Source organism: Enterococcus sp. UD-01 (genome assembly GCF_044909655.1).
In the GTDB taxonomy this organism is placed as follows: Bacteria; Bacillota; Bacilli; order Lactobacillales; family Enterococcaceae; genus Enterococcus_L.
Window position 1 is genome coordinate 108,853 of the sequence record NZ_JBIYEU010000005.1, and the last position, 24,098, is coordinate 132,950.

The 24,098-nt window shown below is 39.2% G+C and carries 23 protein-coding genes and 2 tRNA genes; 23 read left to right on the plus strand and 2 right to left on the minus strand.

Annotated elements, in window-relative coordinates; translation table 11 throughout:
* Positions 1–104: 104 nt before the first annotated feature.
* The 14 genes from yidD to ABH902_RS06490 all read left to right on the plus strand — a co-directional run bounded on the left by yidD (position 105) and on the right by ABH902_RS06490 (position 9,332).
* Positions 105–392 (plus strand): membrane protein insertion efficiency factor YidD, encoded by a 288-nt coding sequence (yidD, locus tag ABH902_RS06425; protein ID WP_404589731.1) that lies wholly within the window; start codon positions 105–107, stop codon positions 390–392.
* A 378-nt stretch (positions 393–770) separates the two neighbouring features.
* Positions 771–1,937: an ABC transporter substrate-binding protein gene (locus ABH902_RS06430; protein ID WP_404589732.1), complete on the plus strand. Its 1,167-nt coding sequence runs from the start codon at positions 771–773 to the stop codon at positions 1,935–1,937.
* Positions 1,938–2,063: 126 nt separating this feature from the next.
* Positions 2,064–2,942: a branched-chain amino acid ABC transporter permease gene (locus ABH902_RS06435; RefSeq protein WP_404589733.1), complete on the plus strand. Its 879-nt coding sequence runs from the start codon at positions 2,064–2,066 to the stop codon at positions 2,940–2,942.
* Between the two features lie 9 nt (positions 2,943–2,951).
* Positions 2,952–3,920 carry a branched-chain amino acid ABC transporter permease gene (locus ABH902_RS06440; RefSeq protein ID WP_404589734.1) on the plus strand — a complete coding sequence of 323 codons (969 nt, stop codon included), beginning with the start codon at positions 2,952–2,954 and terminating at the stop codon, positions 3,918–3,920.
* Positions 3,901–4,677, plus strand: a complete 777-nt coding sequence (locus ABH902_RS06445) for an ABC transporter ATP-binding protein (protein WP_404589735.1) — start codon at positions 3,901–3,903, stop codon at positions 4,675–4,677. Before ABH902_RS06440 ends, ABH902_RS06445 begins: the two co-directional genes overlap by 20 nt.
* Entirely contained in the window at positions 4,677–5,378 is a 702-nt protein-coding gene (locus ABH902_RS06450) for an ABC transporter ATP-binding protein (RefSeq protein WP_404589736.1), read from the plus strand. Before ABH902_RS06445 ends, ABH902_RS06450 begins: the two co-directional genes overlap by 1 nt.
* A gap of 4 nt (positions 5,379–5,382) precedes the next feature.
* Positions 5,383–6,036 carry a CBS domain-containing protein gene (locus tag ABH902_RS06455; protein WP_404589737.1) on the plus strand — a complete coding sequence of 218 codons (654 nt, stop codon included), beginning with the start codon at positions 5,383–5,385 and terminating at the stop codon, positions 6,034–6,036.
* A gap of 207 nt (positions 6,037–6,243) precedes the next feature.
* Positions 6,244–6,825, plus strand: coding sequence for a hypothetical protein (locus tag ABH902_RS06460; protein ID WP_404589738.1), 582 nt, complete (start codon positions 6,244–6,246; stop codon positions 6,823–6,825).
* Between the two features lies 1 nt (position 6,826).
* Positions 6,827–7,588 (plus strand): class D sortase, encoded by a 762-nt coding sequence (locus ABH902_RS06465; RefSeq protein ID WP_404589739.1) that lies wholly within the window; start codon positions 6,827–6,829, stop codon positions 7,586–7,588.
* Between the two features lie 19 nt (positions 7,589–7,607).
* Positions 7,608–8,462: a hypothetical protein gene (locus tag ABH902_RS06470; protein WP_404589740.1), complete on the plus strand. Its 855-nt coding sequence runs from the start codon at positions 7,608–7,610 to the stop codon at positions 8,460–8,462.
* An 81-nt stretch (positions 8,463–8,543) separates the two neighbouring features.
* Positions 8,544–8,777 carry a DUF2969 domain-containing protein gene (locus ABH902_RS06475; protein ID WP_404589741.1) on the plus strand — a complete coding sequence of 78 codons (234 nt, stop codon included), beginning with the start codon at positions 8,544–8,546 and terminating at the stop codon, positions 8,775–8,777.
* Between the two features lie 89 nt (positions 8,778–8,866).
* A tRNA-Tyr gene (locus tag ABH902_RS06480) sits at positions 8,867–8,947 on the plus strand.
* Between the two features lie 10 nt (positions 8,948–8,957).
* Positions 8,958–9,029, plus strand: a tRNA-Gln gene (locus tag ABH902_RS06485).
* A gap of 117 nt (positions 9,030–9,146) precedes the next feature.
* Positions 9,147–9,332, plus strand: a complete 186-nt coding sequence (locus ABH902_RS06490; RefSeq protein ID WP_404589742.1) for a hypothetical protein — start codon at positions 9,147–9,149, stop codon at positions 9,330–9,332.
* Between the two features lie 45 nt (positions 9,333–9,377).
* Here the strand turns inward: ABH902_RS06490 and ABH902_RS06495 are convergent, their stop codons facing one another.
* Positions 9,378–9,989, minus strand: a complete 612-nt coding sequence (locus tag ABH902_RS06495; RefSeq protein ID WP_404589837.1) for a TetR/AcrR family transcriptional regulator — start codon at positions 9,987–9,989, stop codon at positions 9,378–9,380.
* A gap of 189 nt (positions 9,990–10,178) precedes the next feature.
* On the opposite strand from ABH902_RS06495, the gene ABH902_RS06500 reads away from it, so the two are divergent.
* A complete protein-coding gene (locus ABH902_RS06500) occupies positions 10,179–14,423 on the plus strand; it encodes an acyl-CoA dehydratase activase-related protein (RefSeq protein WP_404589839.1) in 4,245 nt (1,414 codons plus the stop codon).
* A gap of 386 nt (positions 14,424–14,809) precedes the next feature.
* On the plus strand, positions 14,810–15,517 hold the full coding sequence (locus tag ABH902_RS06505) for a GntR family transcriptional regulator (RefSeq protein ID WP_404589743.1): 708 nt from the start codon (positions 14,810–14,812) through the stop codon (positions 15,515–15,517).
* An 82-nt stretch (positions 15,518–15,599) separates the two neighbouring features.
* Here the strand turns inward: ABH902_RS06505 and ABH902_RS06510 are convergent, their stop codons facing one another.
* Complete coding sequence (locus ABH902_RS06510; RefSeq protein WP_404589744.1) at positions 15,600–16,244, minus strand: YigZ family protein; 645 nt, start codon at positions 16,242–16,244, stop codon at positions 15,600–15,602.
* Positions 16,245–16,416: 172 nt separating this feature from the next.
* On the opposite strand from ABH902_RS06510, the gene ABH902_RS06515 reads away from it, so the two are divergent.
* The 7 genes from ABH902_RS06515 to prfB all read left to right on the plus strand — a co-directional run bounded on the left by ABH902_RS06515 (position 16,417) and on the right by prfB (position 24,021).
* Positions 16,417–16,704 carry a hypothetical protein gene (locus ABH902_RS06515; RefSeq protein ID WP_404589745.1) on the plus strand — a complete coding sequence of 96 codons (288 nt, stop codon included), beginning with the start codon at positions 16,417–16,419 and terminating at the stop codon, positions 16,702–16,704.
* Between the two features lie 88 nt (positions 16,705–16,792).
* Entirely contained in the window at positions 16,793–17,116 is a 324-nt protein-coding gene (locus tag ABH902_RS06520) for a PTS sugar transporter subunit IIB (RefSeq protein ID WP_404589746.1), read from the plus strand.
* Positions 17,117–17,291: 175 nt separating this feature from the next.
* Positions 17,292–18,617: a DEAD/DEAH box helicase gene (locus ABH902_RS06525; protein ID WP_404589748.1), complete on the plus strand. Its 1,326-nt coding sequence runs from the start codon at positions 17,292–17,294 to the stop codon at positions 18,615–18,617.
* Positions 18,607–19,293, plus strand: coding sequence for a ComF family protein (locus tag ABH902_RS06530; RefSeq protein ID WP_404589749.1), 687 nt, complete (start codon positions 18,607–18,609; stop codon positions 19,291–19,293). The genes ABH902_RS06525 and ABH902_RS06530 overlap by 11 nt, the downstream gene beginning before the upstream one ends.
* A gap of 135 nt (positions 19,294–19,428) precedes the next feature.
* The gene (gene hpf, locus ABH902_RS06535; protein WP_404589750.1) at positions 19,429–19,980 is read left to right on the plus strand and encodes a ribosome hibernation-promoting factor, HPF/YfiA family; all 552 of its coding nucleotides are present in this window, start codon (positions 19,429–19,431) and stop codon (positions 19,978–19,980) included.
* 306 nt (positions 19,981–20,286) lie between these two features.
* Positions 20,287–22,818: a preprotein translocase subunit SecA gene (secA, locus tag ABH902_RS06540; protein ID WP_404589752.1), complete on the plus strand. Its 2,532-nt coding sequence runs from the start codon at positions 20,287–20,289 to the stop codon at positions 22,816–22,818.
* 98 nt (positions 22,819–22,916) lie between these two features.
* A protein-coding gene (gene prfB / locus ABH902_RS06545; RefSeq protein ID WP_404589753.1) for a peptide chain release factor 2 occupies positions 22,917–24,021 on the plus strand; the annotation gives its coding sequence in 2 pieces (ribosomal slippage) (positions 22,917–22,988 and positions 22,990–24,021; 1,104 coding nt in all).
* The last annotated feature ends 77 nt before the right edge of the window (positions 24,022–24,098 follow it).

Consider the following 24,098-nt stretch of genomic DNA (forward strand, 5'->3'; position numbering starts at 1 on the left):
TAGTTTTCTTTTTAACTTAAAGAGATCTTTATAAATTGCTCTCCGACTTGCATTTCCTGATAAAAAACGGTATAGTTCTTTCGGATAGAGAAAAGAGGGAGGATATGGCAAAAAATATTTTTGTAGGAATGGTGCGGGGCTATCAGCGTTTTATTTCACCGGGCTTGCCGGCAAGCTGTCGTTATCACCCAACCTGCTCACAATATATGATTGATGCGATTCAAACGCATGGTTCATTTAAGGGCATTTTGATGGGAACCTCGCGATTTTTACGCTGTCATCCACTGACCAAGGGCGGAATTGACTATGTGCCGCTAAAGTTCAGCTTAAAAAGAAATCCGGATCAAGAATACCATGGTCCCTACAACTATAGAAGAAATAAGAAAAATTAAAAGCGGGAGCTGTGCAGACAGTTCTCGTTTTTAATTTGGCTGGATTCGCTAAACCTTGATGAACGGCGTACTGCTATTTAAAACGTTCAACCAATTATTTTTAATTAACGGACGATTGCCAATAATTTGAATTATAGAAATTTTCTGAATATTCATTGACATTTTCAAGGTTATTGATTATATTTGTATACATACTCTTTAATAATTATATATGCAAAGAGAATTACTTCGCTTTAATAGGTTTGATTGAGAGAAATAGGTAGCTAAAAAAGCAGCTAGTGAATCATAAAGATTAATACTATTTAGCGGAGATAGGAATCAGCTAGTTAGTTCGTTTAGAACGAGCCGAGTTGTTTTTCAAATGAAGGGGGAAATAAAATGAAAAAGTTTAGTTTTTTGTTCGCTAGTTTATTCTTACTAGCAGCATGTGGTCCGGCAGCCGGCGGCAGTACATCAGGCGGCGGAAATAAAGCGGATGGCGATACAATCAAAATCGGTATGAACATGGAGCTTTCTGGAGATGTATCCGCTTATGGCAATGCAGAAAAAGAAGGTATTGCTTTAGCTGTTGAGGAAATCAATGATGCAGGCGGCGTGTTAGGGAAAAAATTAGAACTTATTGAAAAAGACAATAAGTCGGAAAATGGTGAAGCAACATCTGTGGCAGCCAATCTGACTGCTAAAGATAAAGTCGTTGCAGTAGTAGGCCCGGCAACATCCGGTGCAACGAAAGCGACCATTCCCAATATGACCAAAGCTCAAGTCCCAGTCATCACTCCTTCTGGAACAGATGATTCGATTACTGTTGCTAATGACAAAGTGCAGGAATATATCTTTAGAGCTTGTTTCCAGGATACTTTCCAAGGCGTTATTTTAGCCAACTTTGCTCAAGATAATTTAAAAGCGAAAAATGTAGTCATTATTGGTGATAATTCAAGTGATTATGCAATTGGGCTAACTAAATCCTTCAAAGAGACTTACAAAGGCAAGATTGCTAAGGAAGAAACCTTTACCGCAGGCGACAAGGATTTCCAAGCAACACTAACTAAAATTAAAGACCTTGACTATGATGCAATCTACATCCCAGGTTACTACGCTGAAGCCGGTTTGATTATCAAACAGGCACGTGAAATGGGCATTGACAAGCCAATTCTTGGCGCTGACGGATTCGGCGATGAAAAGCTAGTTGAAATTGCTGGAGCAAAGAATGTATCTAAAGTTTACTACACTGGTCACTTCTCTGAAAAAGCACCTGCAACGGATAAAGTAACCCCGTTTGTAGAAGCCTTCAAGAAAAAGTACAACAAACAACCTTCTGCATTTAATGCGTTAGGCTACGACTCTGTGTATATGTTAAAACAAGCAATGGAAGACAAAGATTCTGCTGATTCAAAAGACATCACCGCTGGACTTGCTTCATTAAAAGACTTTGTTGGTGTGACAGGTAAAATGACGATGGACAAAGATCACAACCCTGAAAAATCTGCAGTGGTATTAGGATTGACGGAAGGAAAAGAAACCTCAGCAGACGCTGTAAATCCGTAAAGCAGCTACCTGTTAAAGGCAACTGAAGACAAATTTGAAGAGGGTGAGACAATATTTTGCGTTTTGTCCATCCTCTTTTTTCTTTAAAGCAAGAATAACTACACTAAAGTATTGGAAGTGATAAACATGGAAGTCTTGATCCAACAATTAGTAAACGGGCTGTTTCTCGGCAGTATTTATGCTCTTTTAGCCTTGGGCTATACCATGGTTTACGGAATTATTAAATTGATTAACTTTGCACATGGTGAAATTTACATGCTCGGTGGTTTTATGGGCTATTTCTTTATTAACAAACTAAGTTTAGGCTTTTTCCCAGCCTTAATTTTAGCAATGATTGGTGCAGCAATTATCGGCGTAGTCATTGAATTTTTAGCGTATCGACCATTGAGAAAGTCAACCAGAATTGCGGCGTTAATCACAGCGATCGGTGTTTCCTTTTTACTGCAAAACGGGATGATCTATTGGTTGGGTCCAGAGAAAAAATCATTTCCGCAGGCCATTGCTTACAAAAGCTATCAGCTAGGTTTTATTCAAATTTCAAATATTCAGGTTCTTATTTTAGTTATTTCTTTAGTGCTGATGGTAGCTTTGCAGTTAATTGTTAAAAAAACCAAAATGGGTAAAGCCATGCGGGCGGTTTCTGTTGATGCGGATGCTGCTCAATTAATGGGAATTAATGTGAATCGTACGATTTCCTTTACCTTTGCAATCGGCTCAGCTTTAGCTGCTGCTGCGGGGATTTTAATCGGTTTGTATTACAATTCGATTGATCCGATGATGGGTGTCGTACCGGGACTTAAGTCATTTGTCGCTGCGGTTTTAGGCGGTATTGGTATTATTCCAGGGGCTGCTTTAGGCGGCTTTGTTATCGGGCTTTTGGAAACTATTACGATTGCTTTAGGTTTTTCAGAATATAAGGATGCGGTGGTTTACGCATTATTGATTATTATTCTGTTGATTCGTCCGGCTGGAATTTTAGGCAAAAATATAAAAGAGAAAGTGTAGGTGTAAAGCATGAAAAAGAATCTAAAATATAATCTTATTTGGCTCTGTATTGCAGCTTTTGCTTATGCTTTTATCTATGTTTTGTATATCACGGGGATCATCACACCCTTTACTGAATACACATTGATTACAATCGGCATCAATATTATGCTGGCGCTGGGCTTAAATTTAATTATTGGTTTTTCGGGGCAATTTTCATTAGGGCATGCCGGCTTTATGGCAATTGGTGCTTACAGTGCCGCTATTATGTCGGTAAAATACCCAACGATGGGCGGTTTTTTCAGCGGTTTATTATTAGGAATTGTGATCTCTGGAGTAGTTGCACTGCTTGTGGGGATTCCGACGCTTCGATTAAAAGGAGACTATTTAGCGATTGCCACACTGGGAATTTCTGAAATCATTCGGATCATTATTATCAACATGAAAGAGTTGACGAACGGACCGGCCGGAATCTTCGGTATTCCGCCAATGGTAAGCTGGCCAATGGTTTTTGGTTTTGTGGTGGTGGTAACACTAATTATTGTTAATTTCATTCACAGTGGTCCGGGACGGGCGACAATGGCGATTAGAGAGGATGAAATTGCTGCCGAGTCAATGGGCGTCAATACCACTAAATACAAGGTGACCGCTTTTATTATCGGTGCGGTAACGGCCAGTGTTGCCGGCGCGATCTATTCAAGCTATGTCCAAACCATTGCGCCGAAGGATTTTGGCTTTATGAAATCTATTGATATTTTAATTATCGTTGTTTTTGGCGGCATCGGTAGTGTAACGGGCACCTTTATTTCAGCGATTGTTTTAGGTATTTTAAATATGTTTTTACAAGATGCTGGTGCGCTTAGAATGATTATTTATGCGTTGGCTTTGATTATCATTATGATTTTCAAACCAGGTGGCCTACTTGGTACTTGGGAATTTTCTGTTAAAAAATTATTCAATAAAAAGGAGGAAAAAGCCAATGCCTCTACTGAGCGTTAAAAACTTAACTAAAAACTTTGGCGGACTTGCCGCCGTTTCCAATGTAAATATTACCCTTGAAACAGATGAATTAATTGGATTGATCGGACCGAACGGAGCAGGGAAAACCACACTGTTTAACCTGTTAACAGGCGTTTACGAACCAAGTGAAGGAACCGTAACCTTGGAGGCTTTAGGAAAAGAGCAAGTGCTTAACGGACTTAAGCCATACAAAATTGCTGATCTGGGCTTAAGCCGAACCTTTCAAAATATTCGTTTGTTCAAAGATTTAACTGTCATGGATAATGTGTTAATTGCTATGGACAGTAAAAACAAAGAAAATCTTTTTTCAAGTATTTTGCGTCTGCCTGGTTTTTATAAAAAAGAAGAAAAAATGGAAAAAAAGGTAATAAACTTACTTTCAATTTTTGGCTTAGAAAATAAAGTGCATACGCTGGCAAAGAACTTGCCGTATGGAGAACAACGACGATTGGAAATTGTGCGAGCCTTAGCGACTGAACCAAAAGTATTATTCTTAGATGAACCTGCAGCCGGAATGAATCCCCAGGAAACGGCTGATTTAACTGAATTAATTCGTAAGATCCAAAAAGAATTTCAAATTACTATCGTCTTAATTGAACATGATATGAGTCTGGTCATGGATGTGTGTCAACGCATTTATGTGTTGGAATACGGTCGGATTATTGCCGAAGGAAAACCGGAAGAAATCAAGGCTGATCCACGAGTTATTGAAGCCTACTTAGGAGGTGAGCTGTAATGTTAACTATTGATAATCTATCCGTGCATTACGGCGTGATTCAAGCAGTACGAGAAGTGAGCTTTAAAGTGAATCAGGGTGAAATCGTCTCGCTGATTGGTGCAAACGGCGCTGGTAAAACAACGATTTTAAGAACTATTTCTGGCTTAATTCGACCTTCAAACGGGACTATTTCCTTTGAAGGGAAGGAAATCCAAAAAACGCTGCCGCAAAAGATTGTCGCTGGCGGTCTATGTCAAGTGCCGGAAGGGCGACATGTTTTTGCCGGCTTGACGGTTCAGGAAAATTTGGAAATGGGTGCTTTCTTAAGAAAAGATAAGAACCTTAAAGAAGACTATGAAATGATTTTTGAGCGTTTCCCTATTTTGAAAGAACGCAGAAATCAAGATGCGTCGACTTTATCAGGGGGCGAACAGCAAATGCTGGCAATGGGGCGAGCTTTAATGTCGAAGCCTAAGCTGTTATTACTGGATGAACCCTCCATGGGATTGGCTCCGATCTTTATTCAAGAAATTTTTAATATTATAAAAGAAATCAATAAACAAGGAACGACGGTTCTGTTAATTGAACAAAATGCTAAAATGGCTTTGTCAATTGCAGATCGCGGCTACGTATTAGAAACAGGCGAAGTGGTTTTAAGCGGTCCGGGACAAGAGCTGCTTGAAAGTGAAGAAGTGAAAAAAGCCTATTTAGGAGGGTAAGAACATGAGCGTAAGTGATTTTATGACCAAAAACTTAGTAGTGGCACAGCCTGAAATGAAGATTTTTGATGCAGTCGATTTGATGAAAAAACATCAGATCCATCGTTTACCAGTCGTGGAGAATGAGCATTTGATCGGGCTAATTACAGAAGGAACGATTCAATCCGCCTTGCCGTCAAAAGCGACGAGTCTAAGTGTTTATGAAGTAAACTACCTGCTTAATAAAACGACAGTAGCAGATATTATGGTAAAAGATGTGCAGACGATCAATCCGCAAGCGTCTCTTGAGGACGGGATTTTTATCATGCGTCAAAAAAACATAGGTGTTTTGCCGGTTGTAAACGAGAATGAAGCACTCGTAGGAATCATTACAAACAACGATATCTTTGATGCCTTTTTGAAGATTTCAGGATACACAGACGGCGGAACAAGAATTCAGTTACGTATTCCAGAAGACCATAAAGGAATTTTAGCTGATATTGCTAAGCTTCTGGCAGATAACGATTTTAGCATACTAACGGTTATCGTTCACCGAAAAGAACTGGAGACTATTATTGAATTACAAATTGAAAGCAGAGAAACGGCAACAATAAAAAATATTTTGACTGCGGCCGGTTATGATGTTTTTGAAGCGGTTCTACTGTCTAAACCAAATTAAAAGTTCGCGTGCTTATTATTTCTTCTTGTAAAATGGGTTTGACTATTAGAATTCCTTGTGATAATTTTATAAAGAGTGGTATTGGTAGTCACTTAATTAAGTAAAAGGTTGATGGTTATTTTTAGAACTTTTTCAAGGTGTTGTTGGTATAACTTTTACAGATTTTCTGTAATTGATTATAAATATTTAATGATTGGAGGGGAAAAAATGAAAAAAGTTATTGGATTTATTGTTGCTTTCGTTGCAGTATTAGGCTTTGCTACGCCTGCTTCTGCGTCTGGAGGTGCAATCTCTGATACAGAACAATCGATCCTGAATGAATTGAATGCAGGAGTAACGATTGGCGGTAAAAATTTCAGCTTTGCTGCTGCAGAAATAAATGCAGCTGAGAATCATTTAAAACGAGTTGATTTGACACAAGCACAAGCAAATGAAGCAGTAGAGAACATCCAAGCAGCGCGTACACTAGTAAGTGGTGTATCAGTCGACGCTTCTGGAGCGAACTCTCTTGGTTCAGCAGTGAAGTTATTACCAGCTTCTGTTATCAGTCAAGTTCAAAATTATGTGGTTGCTGCCGGAAATGCCGTTGGCGTGAAAATTACTTTCGGAGCGAACGGAACCTATTCTGCTGTAACGATCACTGATACATCTGGTGCGCCAGTGTATTCAACAGGAACTCCAGTAAAAAATACTGGTTCTAACTACGTGTTAAGCGGTATTACTTTTAGCTCATTGATTGTTGCTGCAGCAGGTGCAGTGTTTATGAGCAGAAAAAACAAATTAGCTTAAGATGAAACAACTAAAAAGAGTAGGGGCATTTATTTACGTGCCTCTTCTCTTTCTGTGTTTTGGCTATCTCATTATTTACATAATTGGCGCACCTGTCATTAATTTTGCAGCTTCAGCTGTTGAGTTGATCTCTCTGAATGATGCTCCTGTTTTTGAAGAAAAAGGCACAAATCTTTATGCACAAAGAAAAAAAACAGACGAGTCTAAAACTTCAGAATCCGCTAAACAGAAAGAAACTGAGACACACACTTCTGCAGAGCCTATCGTTGAGAATGAAAACGGAGAGAAAGAGGCTACAACAGAAAAATTATCTTCTTCAAAACTGGTTTATCCAGTTGGCAATGATCAGTTTGGTGAAGTAATTATTGATAAAGTAAAAATTAATGAGCCTCTGTATTACGGAGATAGTGAAGAAATCTTACGTTTAGGCGCTGGACAATATATTGGCAGTATGATTCCCGGTGAACTGGGCACAACACTGATTGGTGGACATAATATGCCTTCATTCGGTAAAATTTATTATTTGGAAGCTGGAGATAGGATCGAAATTCGTACGCATTATGGCGACTACACATATCAAGTCAGCGACAAAAAAATTGCCAATTATCAAGATTCATCAATAAATACAACATTAGGTGATCGATCGAAACGTTCCCTGATTCTCTATACTTGTTACCCATTGGATGCAGTTGGTTTAACACCGGAGCGCGTATTTGTATTTGCAGAGTATGTGTCCGGCCCCATCATTGATGAGCAATCATAGGAAGGAGAAATCAGAAAAAATGAAACGATCTGGTCGGGTATTAAAAGTAGCACCGCGCTTTTTCATCGCATTTTTAGCTTCTGTATTTTTGTTTGCTTTTATGATTTTACTGGCACTTCGGTTAACACTTTTTAGTGAAAATTATTTGATGAAGCAAGCAGTCAAGGCTGATTATTATGCGGAGTTAACGAAAGAAATCAATCGTCAGGTTGAAAACAGTGCTTTAGGAAGTAATGTGCCAGAGGGTGTTTTGGCTCATAGTATTTCTGAAAGTCTTGTGAAAACAGATGTTGATGAATATTTTAAAGCGATGTACAAAACGGGTAAAAAATATACTATTTCAAGTGAAAATGGAATTCAAGATGCTGTCGCTAAAGCTATCACTGAATACATGGAAGAAAAGAACATTCCACAGACTGAAGAGTCAGAAAAAGCAGTGAAGGACTTGGGAAATAAAGCTGTAAGTATTTACGAAGGCTATGTAGAGCTGCCCTTTTTAATTGCTTATGGTCGCAAGGTCATGAATTATCAGACAACCTTAGTCATCTTTATGCTGATTTGCGGCATTGCCTGGGCTGCCTTAAGCTTTGCGCTTTATCAATCATTGAAAGGCTATTTTCATCGCTTGGCTCGTTTTTGGTCGTATATCTGCAGTGCCAGTGGGTTAATGATGACGGCAGTGCCTGCTGTTATGCTGTATCAGCATTATTTTCAGCGGTTGGGCATTCAGTCAAAAGCGATGTATGGCTTTATTCAAACCTACTTAAACAGTTTTTTGTGGTTGTTTGTTAGCTTAGGATGCCTATCAATCGCGGTTGGAATTTTCTTTGCTGTTTTCAGTGAACTAAAAAGAAAGCAGCTGTTTGCCGCTTAAATAAAAATTTTCGCACCTACCTAAAGTGGTAGGTGCTTTTTTTACTATAACGTGATAAGATGGTTTCTTGGAGGGATAAACATGTCAAAGAAAAATAAAGATATCGAAGTAAAAATTGAAGAAGCAACGAAAAAAATCAATGGACAAACAATGACCGTAAATACATTGTTGATTGGTAAAAAAGAAATCGGTCAAATTATTCCGCAAGATTCAAAAAAATTTGCAGTACTTATCGATGGACGCAATGAAGTGACTGTTAAAACCATGGATGAAGCGATAGAATACATTATTCGCCAATGGAATTTAAACGACTAAAATAAATAACAATTTTTTTGAAAATATGCTTGCTTTTTGTTCAGAAATTTTGTATTATAACTAAGTCAGGTTTTTTACTAAAACCTTTTGGAGGAATAGCGAAGTGGCTAAACGCGACGGACTGTAAATCCGTTCCTTAGGGTTCAGTGGTTCGAATCCACTTTCCTCCATTTCTATTTTTGGGGTATCGCCAAGCGGTAAGGCAACAGACTTTGACTCTGTCATGCGTTGGTTCGAATCCAGCTACCCCAGTTTCTTTTAAACAACTCACAGGAGTTGTTTTTTTTGTGCAAAAAGCCAAAAGACTTTAGTTCTCTTTTAGAAATAGATATGATAAAGTGGATAAAAAGGTATAAGGAGTGAAGCAACATGGGTATTAAGGAAAAAATAACTGAAACTGCTGAAAAAATGTACGATTTGGCACGTGAAGGAAAGTATGATGTAAAAGTCAATCTCTTAGGAAAGAAAAAGCAAGGTGCAAAAACCTCTGCTATTCAAGTTGTTTCGGCAAGAGATACAGCGCATACCAAAAAGTGGCGTGCGAAAAATCATTAATAAAAAATACTGAAGAGACAAAGAGATGAGTCGCTTCAGTATTTTTTATTTGTCTACTTCTAGTCCTAATACAGTTAAGTGGCCGTTGCCGATTAATTTAATAACAAGTCTGGCCAAATGATTCGGTGACATATCAGTGTCGCTTGTGATCCACCAGTGGAGTGTACCGGTAAAAATCGAAGTCATATACTCAATGATAAAATCAATCGGCACTTCGATATCATTTTCTGTAATCTTTAAAGTGGAAAAAATATCAGCATACTTTTCGTAAATAATTTCAGCGAGCTTTTTCCGAAGGAGTTCATTTGAGCTGCCGTCCATAATGGTTAAAAAAAACTTTTTATTTTCTTGAACATTTACATAGATATGGGTGAGGAGAAATTCGATTTGCTTCACCTTAATGCGATTTTTAATAACGATCTGCTCTGCATCAATAACAGAAGTGAACGCTTTGACTGCAAACTCAAAAATCTGTTCATAAAGATCCTGTTTGTCTTTAAAATGGGCATAAAATGTTGCTCGATTAATCATCGCCTCATCGGCAATATCCTGAATCGTTACTGCATCATAGCCTTTTTCCTCCACCAAATGAAAAAAAGCATCAATAATCATCTTATGTGTTCGTTTTACTCTTAAGTCAGTTTTCTTCAGTCTAATCAATTCCTTTCAAAATAAACAACACATTTCTTAACTTTGTTGCTTATCTCACAAATTTGGATAAATTGCCAGTTGTAATTCGATTAGAATATTTCTAAAATATACATAAGTATTATATCAAACACCTTGTAAGATAATCAACAAACTGTTGGGAAATAAAAGAGGTTGGCAATGAAGGAGAACGAACGAATGACGATTAGAGCCGGAATTGATGTTGGGTCAACGACTGTGAAATTAGTAATTATTGACGAAAACAATCAAACGAAATTTGCAAAATATGAACGTCACTATTCAGACGTAAAAGCAGCAACCGAAAAAATTTTAAAAGAAGCGGTGCAAGCACTCGGAGAAGACACACCTGTCACTATGACAATCACAGGATCTGGCGGTATGGGACTGGCGGATGTTTTAGCGATCTCTTTTGTTCAAGAAGTTATTGCGTGTACGAAAACGGTTGAAGAAGTGATTCCCGAAACAGATGTCGCAATTGAACTAGGCGGAGAAGACGCGAAAATTACCTTTTTCGAAGGTGCGCTTGAGCAACGTATGAACGGTAGCTGTGCTGGCGGTACGGGTGCATTTATCGATCAAATGGCAGTTTTACTAAAAACAGATGCGAATGGTGTGAATGAACTGGCCAAAAATTATCAAACCATTTACCCGATTGCCTCAAGATGCGGTGTATTTGCCAAAACAGACGTTCAGCCGCTGATTAATGAAGGAGCGGCAAAAGAAGATATTGCAGCGAGTATTTTTCAGGCTGTCGTGAACCAAACGATCGCTGGATTGGCTGCTGGTCGAAAAATCAAAGGCAAGATTGCCTTTTTAGGCGGACCGCTGTTCTTTATGTCGGAGCTTCGGAAAAGGTTTATTGAAACCTTAAATATTAAACCAGAAGACGTGATTTTCCCTGATAATCCGCAGCTTTTCGTGGCAATGGGCGCCGCTTTTTATTCTGAAGGCGGTAAAGTCACTACCTTGTCGGCTTTAATTCAACGCTTAACACAAGGCGATCAAAATACCTTAAAACCTACCGATACGCTTGATTCATTATTCAAATCTGAGGAAGAGCTGGCGGCTTTTAGAGATCGTCACAGTAAAGCGAAACCGCAGGAAAAAGCGCTGGCGGATCATCACGGCGCCGCCTTTTTAGGAATTGATGCAGGCTCCACAACGACTAAGGTTACCTTGATTGACGAAGAAGGCAATTTGTTATTCTCGCATTATGGCAATAATCAAGGGCAACCGCTGGAAACTACAATGAGTGTGTTAAAAGAACTGTATCAACTGCTGCCAGAAGATGTTTTCATCGGGAAATCTGCAGTGACAGGCTACGGTGAACACTTGATTAAAAATGCGTTGAAGGTTGATATTGGCGAAGTTGAAACGATGGCGCATTATAAAGCAGCGAATCATTTTCAACCGGGCGTAGATTTTATTTTGGACATCGGCGGACAAGATATGAAGGCGATGACGATTAAAGACGGCGTACTTTCTTCTATTCAGCTAAACGAAGCTTGTTCCTCAGGCTGTGGTTCCTTTATTGAAACGTTTGCTAAATCCCTAAACTACGATGTCAAAGACTTCGCGCTTGAAGCTTTAACATCTAAAACACCGGTGGATCTGGGTTCACGTTGTACAGTGTTCATGAATTCTAAAGTGAAACAAGTACAAAAAGAAGGTGCTTCTGTGGGCGATATTTCTGCAGGACTTTCTTATTCTGTAATTAAAAATGCTATTTATAAAGTAATTAAGGTACGTCGTCCAGAGGAGCTGGGCAAAAAGATCGTTTGTCAGGGCGGAACCTTTTATAATGAAGCGGTGCTTCGTGCTTTTGAAATGATCAGTGAACGTGAAGTAGTCCGGCCTTCTATCGCAGGCTTGATGGGTGCCTATGGTTCCTCTTTACTTGCGTTGGAGGATTATGAATTAGGGGAAGAATCCACCATTTTAGGCTTGGAAGAGCTGGATGCCTTTACTGCTGAAAAAGAATTTACCCATTGTGGTCTTTGCGAAAATAACTGTATGATGACCGTGACGATTTTTTCTGACGGACGTCAATTTGTTACAGGAAACCGTTGTGAACGCGGTGCGAGAATTAAAGTAAAACGGGAAGACCGCCGAGTGAATCTGGTGGATTATAAATACCGTAAATTATTTAAATACCGTCCATTAAAAGAAAAAGAAGCGATTCATGGTCGGATTGGTATTCCTAGAGTCCTGAACATGTACGAAAATTATCCATTATGGCATACTTTTTTTACTGATTTAGGTTTTCGTGTAGAGCTTTCTCCACGTTCGAACAAAGAACTGTATGAACAAGGTATGGAAACGATCCCTAGTGATACCGCCTGTTATCCGGCCAAAATCACACATGGTCATATTCAAGCCTTAATTGATGCAGAGATTCCAAGAATTTTTTATCCGGGTGTTGTTTTTGAACGTCAGGAATCAAGTGAAGCAGACAATCATTTTAACTGTCCAATCGTCCAAAGCTATCCGGATGTGATCAAAAATAATGTTGATGATATTCGTGACGGCAAAGTAGACTACTGCAATCCTTATATTAATTTAGCGGATGAAGCTTCTGTAGCTAAGGTATTAAGCGAAACCTTTGCAGATTTGGGAATTACATCAGCGCAAGTAACGGCTGCGTTGCGACATGGCTATGAAGAGCTGGATGCCTTTAAAGAATCAATACGCAAAAAAGGCGAAGAAACTTTAATGATGTTAAATGAAAAAGGCCAACGTGGGATTGTCTTATCCGGTCGTCCTTATCATTTGGATCCGGAAATTAATCATGGCATTGCTGAAGTGATCACGCAAGAAGGCTTCCATGTTTTGACGGAAGATAGTATTTCTCATTTGAGCGATGTAGGCAACCTGCGTGTTGTCAATCAGTGGGTGTACCACTCTCGTCTTTATGCAGCTGCCCGGGTTGTAGCAAAATCAAAAAATCTTGAGCTGGTCCAATTAAATTCATTTGGCTGCGGCTTGGATGCGGTGACAACAGATCAGGTAGAAGAAATTATGGATCAATACGGCAAAATCTATACGGTATTGAAAATCGATGAAGGCTCTAATTTAGGCGCTATTCGCATTCGCTTGCGCTCCTTGAAAGCAGCAGTAGGCGAACGTGACAAAATGAACTTTGAACCAAAGCTGCGCTACGAAGAACCGGAAAAAATCATTTTCACAAAAGAAATGAAAAAAACACATACCTTGCTTTTACCTATGCTGAGTCCGATTCATCAAACCGGCTTAGTCGATACAGCATTAAAAGCTTCCGGCTATAATGTTGTTTGTCTGCCAGCGGATGATCGTGAAGCGGTTAATGTTGGACTGAAATACGTAAATAATGATGCGTGTTATCCAGCGATTATTTCGATCGGTCAGTTAGTCGAAGCGCTGGAAAGCGGTGAATACGATTTAAATAATGTGAGTGTAATGATGACGCAAACCGGCGGCGGCTGTCGTGCGACCAACTATGTGCCGTTGCTTAGAAAAGCTCTAAATGACGCTGGTTTCCCGCAGGTTCCGGTAGTATCAGTATCTATGGGCAATAAAGGTGTGGAATCAAATCCTGGCTTTAAATTTACTTTACCGATGCTAAAACGGGTGGCGGTAGCCTTTTTATACGGCGATTTATTTGAACGAGTAGTTTATCGTACGCGTCCGTACGAAATTGAAAAAGGCATGATTGATCAGATGCATGCAAAATGGCTAAAACAGGTTGAGAAGAATGTGAAAAACGGTTCGTTATCTTTATTCAACCGCAATATGAAAAAAATCATCAAGGATTTCGATGAGGTTCCTTTAAAAGAAGTGAAAAAACCAAAAGTCGGTGTAGTAGGAGAAATTCTAGTTAAATACTCGCCAACAGCCAACAATGACATTGTGCGTTTGCTGGAAGAAGAAGGAGCAGAAGCGGTCGTTCCGGATATTATTGGCTTTATGAATTATTCCTTCTACAATCAAATCTGGAAATATGAAAACATGGGGATGTCCAAACAAAGCAAAACCTTAGCAGAATTTGCAATTAAAATTATTGAATATGTTGAAAAGCCAATGGACAAAGCCCTTAGAAAATCACAACGTTTCGATGGCTTAAGCTCAATACATGAATTGGCAGAGGAAGCCGGCAAGATTCTTTCAATCGGCAACCATACTGGCGAAGGTTGGTTTTTAACTGGGGAAATGATCGAATTGCTGAAAGCTGATGTCAACAATATCGTCTGTATGCAGCCGTTTGGATGCTTACCGAACCACGTTGTCGGCAAAGGAGTAGTGAAAGAGTTGCGCCGCCAATATCCAAAAGCAAATATTGCACCGATTGATTATGACCCGGGTGTTTCATTGGTGAATCAATTAAATCGCATTCGTTTAATGATGGCTACAGCCAATAAAATGCTTAATGAAACGGTAAAATCATAACTAGAAAAAAATAGTTTTGTTTTAGTTGTTACTTACGAAATAAATAGTACTCAAAAGTCAGGCTCTTCGGCAATTTCAAAAAAGCTGCTAATGCGAAAAGCGCATTCGCCTCATTTTCTCCAATTGCTCGAGCCTAAACGACTTTTGATCAACCTTGATTAAACGGTGCTAAAAAGTCAGGCTCTTCGGCAATTTCAAAAAAGCTGCTAATGCGAAAAGCGCATTCGCCTCTTTTCCTCCAATTGCTCGAGCCTAAGCGACTTTTGATCAACCTCTTTTTATCCATACCAAAGTATTCTTATAAACGCTTTCTTTCTCTTAAATTTAGATTTTTTGGTTGTTTATTAGGTATATACCAGTTATAATGAAGAAAAGGGGGAAGGAAGATGGTTTCAAGTTTACCAGTTTATATTCAAATACATGACAAGATAAAAGAGGATATTGAGCACGGTGTTTGGAAGATCGGCGATCGGCTTCCTTCAGAGCGTGAGCTGGCGATTCAGTTTAATGTTAGCCGTATGACTTTAAGACAAGCGATTCAAACGCTTGCTGATGAAGGAATTCTGGAACGTAAGATTGGTTCGGGTACCTATGTTGCTCGTAAAAAAGTCCAAGAAAAAATGACGGGTACCACCAGTTTTACGGACATTATGCTTTCACAAAATCGGGTTCCTTCAAGTAAAACCGTTTCGTATTATGTAGCCAAGCCCAGCTCAAGTGAAATGGAAAAGCTACATTTAAAAGAAGCTGAACAAATTGTCCGCATGGAACGGATTCGTTTTGCGGATGACTTGCCCATCTGCTTTGAAGTTGCCAGTGTTCCCTATTCTTTAGTTAGTCAATATAGCAAAGCTGAAATCACTCAGTCCTTTTACAAAACGCTTGAAGGCAAAGGTGGCCACAAAATCGGTCACGCCAATCAAACGATTTCTGCGATGCTGGCGTCTGAACAAATTGCCGAATATTTAAAAATTAAAAGAGGCGATGCGATTTTACGCTTACGTCAGATCTCCTATTTTGAAAATGGCATACCATTTGAGTATGTAAGAACGCAGTATGTCGGTAATCGCTTTGAGTTTTATCTAGAAAAATAAACAATAAAAAACGTTTAGTCAACGAATAAGTACAGCATTAGTCTGTCTTTCCTTTGACTAAACGTTTTTTGTTTAAAATTTTCTATGCTCTTTTTTCAATAGGGATTTCATGGTACGAGCAAGCCCCTTCTTCCAGTGTGACTTGTCCATTTAATTGTTCAATAATTTCTGCGCTAAATTGAGCCGTTAACGCTTCATCCACAAGGCAAACAACGTCAACATTTTCGCCAAAAATTGTATCCTGCAACGTATAAGGCTGATGTTCCATAAAGTTTTGTACCTTTCCGAGGTTGGCATAGCTGATGGTTAAACGAATTTCCTGCTGCAGCTTTCCTTCAACGAGTCCAATTTCAGTAATCGCATGGGAAACAGCTTGACTATATGCCCGAATCAGACCGCCGGCGCCTAACTTGGTTCCGCCAAAATAACGAGTGACCACCGCTGCAACATTTATCAGCTCTTGCTTTTTGAGCACTTCCAGCATAGGTACTCCGGCAGTTCCGCTAGGCTCACCGTCATCACTACTACGCTGAATTTCTTGTCTTTCTCCAAGAACAAAAGCACTACAATTATGATTGGCCTTCCAATGTTCTTTTTTCTTTTGCGCGATGAAGGCTTTGGCTTCTTCTTCGGTTGAGATGCGCTTCATGGCACAAATAAAACGGGATTTCTTGATCTCAATTTCACTTTGACCATCGGCTTGGATAGTAAAATAACTTTCGAGCATCTTCTCATTCCTTTACTGAATAATGAGTTAAGTATAAAAAAAATAAGCGTAAGAAGCAACTATCCTTTAGAAATCAAGAAAAGGATAAGACCATCATTTGATTCTCCGCTGATTTATGAGATAATAATTAAAAGAGCACGTTGATTTTAAACGAAAGAATGAGGTGTGGCAGGTGAGCAAAGAACGTCAAAAGAAATATGACAATGTTACGCATTATTTAACAGCAAATGGCGGTTCACAAGTAACTTTGACCTTTACACAATTTGATGAACTGCTTTTTCCGCATTCAGGGCTGCCCAAAACAGCGCGTACAGAAACTGACTGGTGGGCCAATGATTACAAACATCCTGAAAAGGGAGCTTATGGCTGGCTGAATGCCGGTTATCAAGTTGTCCAGGTGAATCTTGAAAAGGAATATATTGTCTTTAACAAATTATTAAAGTCCAGCTGGCTACGTTAGACCAAAAGTAGAAAGCGTTGACAAAATAAGCGGTTCAATTATAATAAATATAAAATAGAGTATCTTTAACAAAAAAGGAGTGGTCGTAATGGCTAAAAAAACAATTATGCTTGTTTGTTCTGCCGGCATGAGTACAAGCTTACTGGTAACGAAAATGCAAAAAGCAGCAGATGCGCAAGGAATTGACGCAGATATCTTCGCCGTTTCAGCATCAGATGCAGATAATAATTTAGCAAATAAACCTGTTGACGTCTTACTTTTAGGTCCGCAAGTCCGCTTCATGAAAAATGATTTTGAAAAACGACTAGAGCCAAAAGGCATCCCACTGGATATTATCAATATGGCAGATTACGGGATGATGAATGGAGAAAAGGTGCTGCAGCAGGCATTAGAGTTAATGCAGGCAAAATAAACATAGGCGTGCACTAAAAAGAATTGACGTTCTATCTAATAAAGTTCATAAAGATACAGAAGTGATGATGTAGGAAATGCATAGCGACATTCCTATACGCGCCTCTGTATCTTTTTTTGTAGAAAAATAAAAAGAATAGGAGAAAAAATGCGTAGCTTATAAGTAAGGAGGAATTATGGAAGAATTATGGGGACGAAAAGTACTACTGGACGAAATTCATTCTGCTGTCGTTGAACAACAAGCAATCCGTCAGTTACCAACGATGCAGGAAGAAAAACAACACGTTCGTTGCTTGCGCTGTGGACAGTTTCATCTTAAGAGAGCAGTACGTTTACCAAACCAGCATTATTTCTGCCCGGATTGTCTTCAATTATCGAGGGTTTCCAGTGACCAATGCTTTTATCATCTGCCGGAGCCGTTTCCAACCAAACGCGCTGTATTCTTTGGCTGGGAGGGCACCTTAACTACGGGACAGCAGACGGTTTCAGATGAACTATTGGCATCTGTTCAACACTTTGAATCGCGGATGATTTGGGCGGTAACCGGCGCCGGTAAAACAGAGATGCTTTTTCAATCAATTCATTATAGCCTAGAAGCTGGCTACCGCATTGCTGTAGCATCTCCGAGAGTCGATGTTTGTTTGGAGCTTTTTCCGCGAATTCAAGCTGTTTTTCCGGAAGAAAGCAGCATTTTGCTGCATGGCAAGATGGAGGAACCTTATCGATATACTAAGCTAGTTGTTTGTACAACACATCAGCTATTACGTTTTTATGAAGCGTTTGATGTGCTGATTATTGATGAAGTCGATGCTTTTCCTTTTGTGAACAATGCTATGCTTGACTATGGCGCAAAGCAAGCCGTTAAACCGCAAAGTTCACTCATTTATCTGACTGCGACGCCGACTAAAGGACTGCTCAGTCTGACCAAACAAAACCAGCTGCAGACCAGTATTTTGCCAGCACGCTATCATCGCCGGCAATTACCTGTACCCAAGACAAAATGGTGCCCTAACTGGCGACAGAAAGTTCAGGAAGGACATTGTCCACGGCAATTGATGCGATTAACAAAGGAATTAATAAAAAACAATGATGTCTTAATCTTTTGCCCGAGTATCCACTTAATGGAACGACTGGAAGAAATTCTCAGAAAAAAATTTCCTGAGACAACATTGGCCGCCGTTCATTCACAGGATCCTGCTCGTTTAGAAAAAGTAATGGCGATGAGAAAAAAGGCATATCGCATTTTATTGACTTCAACAATTTTAGAACGCGGAGTCACCTTTGATGGTATATCGGTAATTGTGTTTGGAGCGAATCATGATGTATTTGCTACAGCCGCTTTAGTGCAGATTGCCGGACGTGTGGATCGCAGAAAGACTTATACTGCCGGAGAAGTTTGGTTTTTACATAACGGCTTAACGACCGCCATCAAAAGTGCAATAAAGCAAATTAAAAAAATGAATCTTTTGGCAAAAGAAAGAGGGTTGCTGGATGAAGTGTAATTATTGTTCACAAACAACTAGTCGAAATCTAACCTTAAAAGAAATCTTCCTTCCGCAAAAACTGTTATCGGAACCATTGTGTCCAACGTGTGTACAAAAATTCCAACTATTGCCTATGACTGACTGTTGTTATGGCTGTCAAAAAACTGGCTATACCGATTATTGTCCGGACTGTATAAAATGGCAGCAACAATTTCCCTCCTATGATTTTCATCATGAAGCGTTATTTACCTATGATGAGGCTATGCAGGACTGGTTTGAACAATACAAGTTTAAAGGGAATTATAGTCTGCGTTTTAGCTTTTCCTCTTTTGTCAGTGCGCATTTTAAAACAAAAGCAAAGCAATTGATCATCCCAATTCCAATTTCAGCAGAACGAATGAAAATCAGAGGCTTTAATCAAGTAGAGGGTCTTTTGGAAGCTGCAAATATTTCTTATCAGCCTTATCTCGTCCGGTTTGATAATAGTGAATCTCAAGTAACTAAGGATAGAAAAGCACGGTTGGCATTAAAACAGCCGTTTAAACTAACGGAAAAAGCAAAACAGAATCTCGCGGATAAAGACATACTTTTGGTGGATGATATTTATACAACTGGACGAACAATTTTTCATGCTGCACAGGTTATTTTAGACTCCAACCCCGCAAAGTTGAATACGTTTTCTATTGCGCGCTAAGGGTGAAAGAAAATCAAAAATAGACCGCAATTTTGTTGGCAAAAGTTCGAAGTTTCGTTATAATAGAATTAAGAAGAAGAGTAACAGAGTGGTCCGTTATTTCTTCTTTAGTGGCAGATGAAAGGGGTAATCGTTATGTTTAGATACAACGTGCGTGGCGAAAACATTGAAGTAACAGAAGCGATCCGAGACTATGTAGAAAAAAAAGTTGGCAAGCTGGAACGTTATTTCAGTGATTCACCAGAAGCAACAGTTCATGTAAACTTAAAAGTCTATACTGAAAAAACAGCTAAAGTTGAGGTTACTATCCCTCTACCTTACTTGGTACTGCGTGCTGAAGAAACATCACCTGATTTATACGCAAGTGTTGATTTGGTTGTGGACAAATTAGAACGCCAAATTCGTAAGTTCAAAACAAAAATCAACCGCAAATCTCGTGAAACTGGTGTAGATGCTGCCAAAGCAGCGATCTTCTTAAACAACGAAGATACACAAGAAGAAGCACCAGAATTAGACATTGTTCGTACAAAACGCCTTTCATTGAAACCAATGGACAGTGAAGAGGCTGTATTGCAAATGAACATGTTAGGACATAACTTCTTTATCTTTGAAGATTCAGAAACAAACGGAACAAGCATTGTTTATCGTCGGAAAGATGGTAAATATGGTTTGATCGAAACAGACTAAAAATAGTTGATCGACTAAAAACAATTCTTACTGATGAAATAAGATTTTAATCAGTCGTGTTGTCACAAGTGTCAGTGAGTTGTTTTTTTCAATCATTAAAATTTTGAGAGACTGAAACAAGACGATCCTCGTTTTGGAGCAGTCTCTTTCCCTATTCTTAACCTTTTGTACATAAAAAAGGCTTAATATAGTGTTAATATTAAGAGAAGTTATTTCCTTTCTCATCAACTAATGATAAAATGAAAAGGATGATTGTGCATTCAGTGCAAAAAATAAATAGAGCGAATTGAAAGGAACACTTAAAAAATGGCAAATTTCTTAAAAAAAATGATCGAAAATGATAAAAAAGAACTAAGGCGTTTAGAAGGAATTGTAGATAAAATTGACGCTTATGCTGATTCTATGGCCGCATTAAGCGATGAACAATTACGCAATAAAACAGAAGAATTTAAGGCTCGCTACCAAAAAGGAGAAACTCTGGATCAGTTATTGCCAGAGGCTTTTGCAGTCGTGCGTGAAGCAGCAAAACGCGTGCTTGGTTTATACCCATATCGTGTTCAGTTAATGGGTGGTATCGTCTTACATGACGGCAATATCCCAGAAATGAGAACAGGTGAAGGAAAGACCTTGACTGCGACCATGCCGGTTTATTTAAATGCATTAACAGGCGAAGGCGTGCACGTGGTTACAGTGAATGAATATCTAGCAACACGTGACTCTAGCGAAATGGGCGAATTGTATAACTTCTTGGGGCTGTCTGTTGGTTTGAACATCAACTCGAAAACTTCAGAAGAAAAACGTGATGCGTATAATTGTGATATTACATACAGTACAAATAATGAGCTTGGTTTCGATTATTTGCGCGACAACATGGTCGTTTACCGTCACCAAATGGTTCAGCGTCCATTGAACTATGCAATCGTGGATGAAGTGGATTCCATCTTAATCGATGAAGCGCGGACACCATTGATTATTTCTGGACAAGCAGAAAAATCAACGGCGCTTTATACGCGGACAGATAATTTTGTGAAGCGTCTAAAAGAAGAGGAAGATTATAAGATTGATATTCAATCTAAAACAATCGGTTTAACAGAAACCGGAATTGAAAAAGCGGAAGAAACTTTCGGCTTAGAAAATCTTTATGACATCGAAAATACAGCCTTGACGCACCATATGGATCAAGCGTTGCGTGCCAACTATATCATGATTCGCGATATTGATTACGTGGTTCAAGATGGCAAAGTGCTGATCGTTGACCAATTTACTGGTCGTATTATGGATGGTCGTCGTTATTCAGATGGACTGCATCAAGCGATTGAAGCCAAAGAAAATGTTGAAATTGAAGACGAAACGAAGACGATGGCTACGATTACGTTCCAGAACTACTTCCGTATGTACAAAAAACTTGCAGGGATGACAGGGACTGCTAAAACAGAAGAAGAAGAATTCCGTGAAATCTATAATATTCAGGTTTTCCAAATCCCAACCAACCGTCCAATTATTCGTGATGATCGTCCGGATTTACTTTACCCAACGTTACAAAGTAAATTTAGAGCAGTCGTTCAAGATATTAAAGAACGCTACCGTAATGGGCAGCCTGTTTTAGTAGGGACTGTTGCCGTTGAAACCTCTGAATTGTTATCAGATTTACTGAATAAAGAAAAAGTACCGCATGAAGTGTTGAATGCGAAAAATCACTTTAAAGAAGCGGAAATTATTATGAATGCTGGTCAAAAGGGTGCAGTTACGATTGCAACCAACATGGCTGGACGGGGAACTGATATCAAGCTTGGACTTGGTGTTGTAGAGCTTGGTGGTTTAGCGGTTATCGGTACAGAACGTCACGAATCTCGCCGGATTGATAATCAGCTGCGTGGCCGTTCTGGTCGTCAGGGTGACCCAGGTGTATCTCAATTTTACTTGTCCCTTGAAGATGATTTAATGAAACGTTTCGGTTCAGAAAGAATTAAGGCCTTCTTGGATCGCATGAATATTGAAGAATCAGATGCTGTTATTGAAAGTAAAATGTTCAGCAGACAGGTTGAGTCCGCTCAAAAACGGGTGGAAGGAAATAACTACGATACACGTAAAAACGTCTTGCAGTATGATGATGTGATGCGTGAACAGCGTGAGGTTATCTATGCTCAGCGTCAAGAAGTCATCATGGAAGAAAATGATTTAACTGAAGTATTGTTAAATATGGTAAAACGTACGATTTCACGGGTTGTGGAAAGCCATACGCAACTAGAAAAAGACAATTGGAACATCGAAGGAATTGTCGATTTTGCAGCTTCAACCCTAGTGCATGAAGATTCTATTTCAAAAGCAGACATAGAAGGTAAATCACCAGAAGAAATCAAAGCTTATTTAGTTCAACGTGCGCAGGAAGTTTATGATACAAAGGTTGAACAATTAAACGGTCCTGAACAAATTCTTGAATTCCAAAAAGTGGTTATTTTACGTGTTGTTGATACAAAATGGACAGATCATATTGATGCGATGGATCAACTCCGTCAATCTGTAGGGTTGCGTGCTTATGGACAAAATAATCCGTTAGTAGAGTATCAAACAGAAGGCTATACTATGTTTGAAGAAATGATTGGCGCTATCGAATACGAAGTGACTCGTCTATTCATGAAGTCAGAGATTCGTCAGAATGTACAGCGCGAGCAAGTTGTTCAAGGAGAAGCAAACCACCCAGATGAAGCAGAGGAAGTGCAAAGCAATACTAGCGCTAAAAGAAAACCGGTTCAAGTAGACAAAAAGGTCGGTAGAAATGATCCTTGTCCATGCGGCAGCGGTAAAAAATATAAAAATTGTCACGGCAAAGGCATGTAATAACATAGCAGGAGAGCGAGCGTGAGACAAAAAGTGAGAAACACTTTTGTCTCACGCTCTAACCACGAATAAGTAATAAAAAGAAAGGAAATATATTTATGGAAAATGCAGAAATACGAACTATTTTAGATGAAATGAACCAATCGATTACAAGTTTTAGGAGGTCTCTTTGACTTAGATCAATTGGAAGAAGACATAGCTGAAGCAGAAAATCGAATGGCAGAACCGGGTTTTTGGGATAACTCTGAAAAAGCGCAGCAATTAATTAATGAAACAAACGTTCTTAAAGAAAAATACCAGCAGTTCCATCAACTGGCGGATGAATTAGAAGAACTAGATATTATGAGCGAAATGCAGCAGGAAGAATATGATGAAGAAATTCAAAAAGAATTAGAAGAACGCTTGCTTGCACTAAAAGAAAAATTAACTACGTATGAGCTCTCTTTATTATTAAATGAACCTTACGATAAAAATAATGTCATCATGGAGCTTCATCCCGGTGCTGGTGGAACAGAGTCTCAAGATTGGGGTAGTATGCTTTTACGGATGTATACACGCTGGGCGGATAGTCATCATTTTCAGGTTGAAACCTTGGATTATCAAGCAGGAGATGAAGCGGGAATAAAAAGTGTCACGCTATTAATTAAAGGCTACAATGCTTATGGTTATTTGAAGTCGGAAAAAGGCGTTCACCGATTAGTGCGGATTTCACCTTTTGATTCAGCGAAACGGCGCCATACTTCTTTTTGTTCAGTGGATATCATGCCTGAGCTGGATGAGAATGTCGAAATAGATATTAATCCGGATGATTTGAAGGTGGATACGTACCGCGCGAGTGGAGCCGGCGGACAGCACATTAATAAAACCGAATCTGCGGTCAGAATTACCCATATGCCAACAGGTACAGTTGTTGCCAGTCAGGCGCAGCGTTCGCAGTTAAAAAACCGGGAACAAGCCATGGGCATGCTGAAAGCTAAGCTCTATCAACTAGAAATGGACAAAAAAGCGCAAGAAGCTGCTGCTCTTCGCGGTGAACAATTAGAAATTGGCTGGGGTTCACAAATTCGTTCCTATGTTTTTCATCCCTATTCAATGGTAAAAGATCACCGGACGAATTATGAAACAGGGAATGTTCAAGCTGTTATGGATGGAGATTTAGATGGTTTTATTGATGCGTATTTAAAACAACAAATCAATTCATAGAAATGAAACAAAACTGTAAACTGTTGAAAGGGCACTGAAACAAAGTCATGCTATAATGATTGTTAGTCTATAAAACA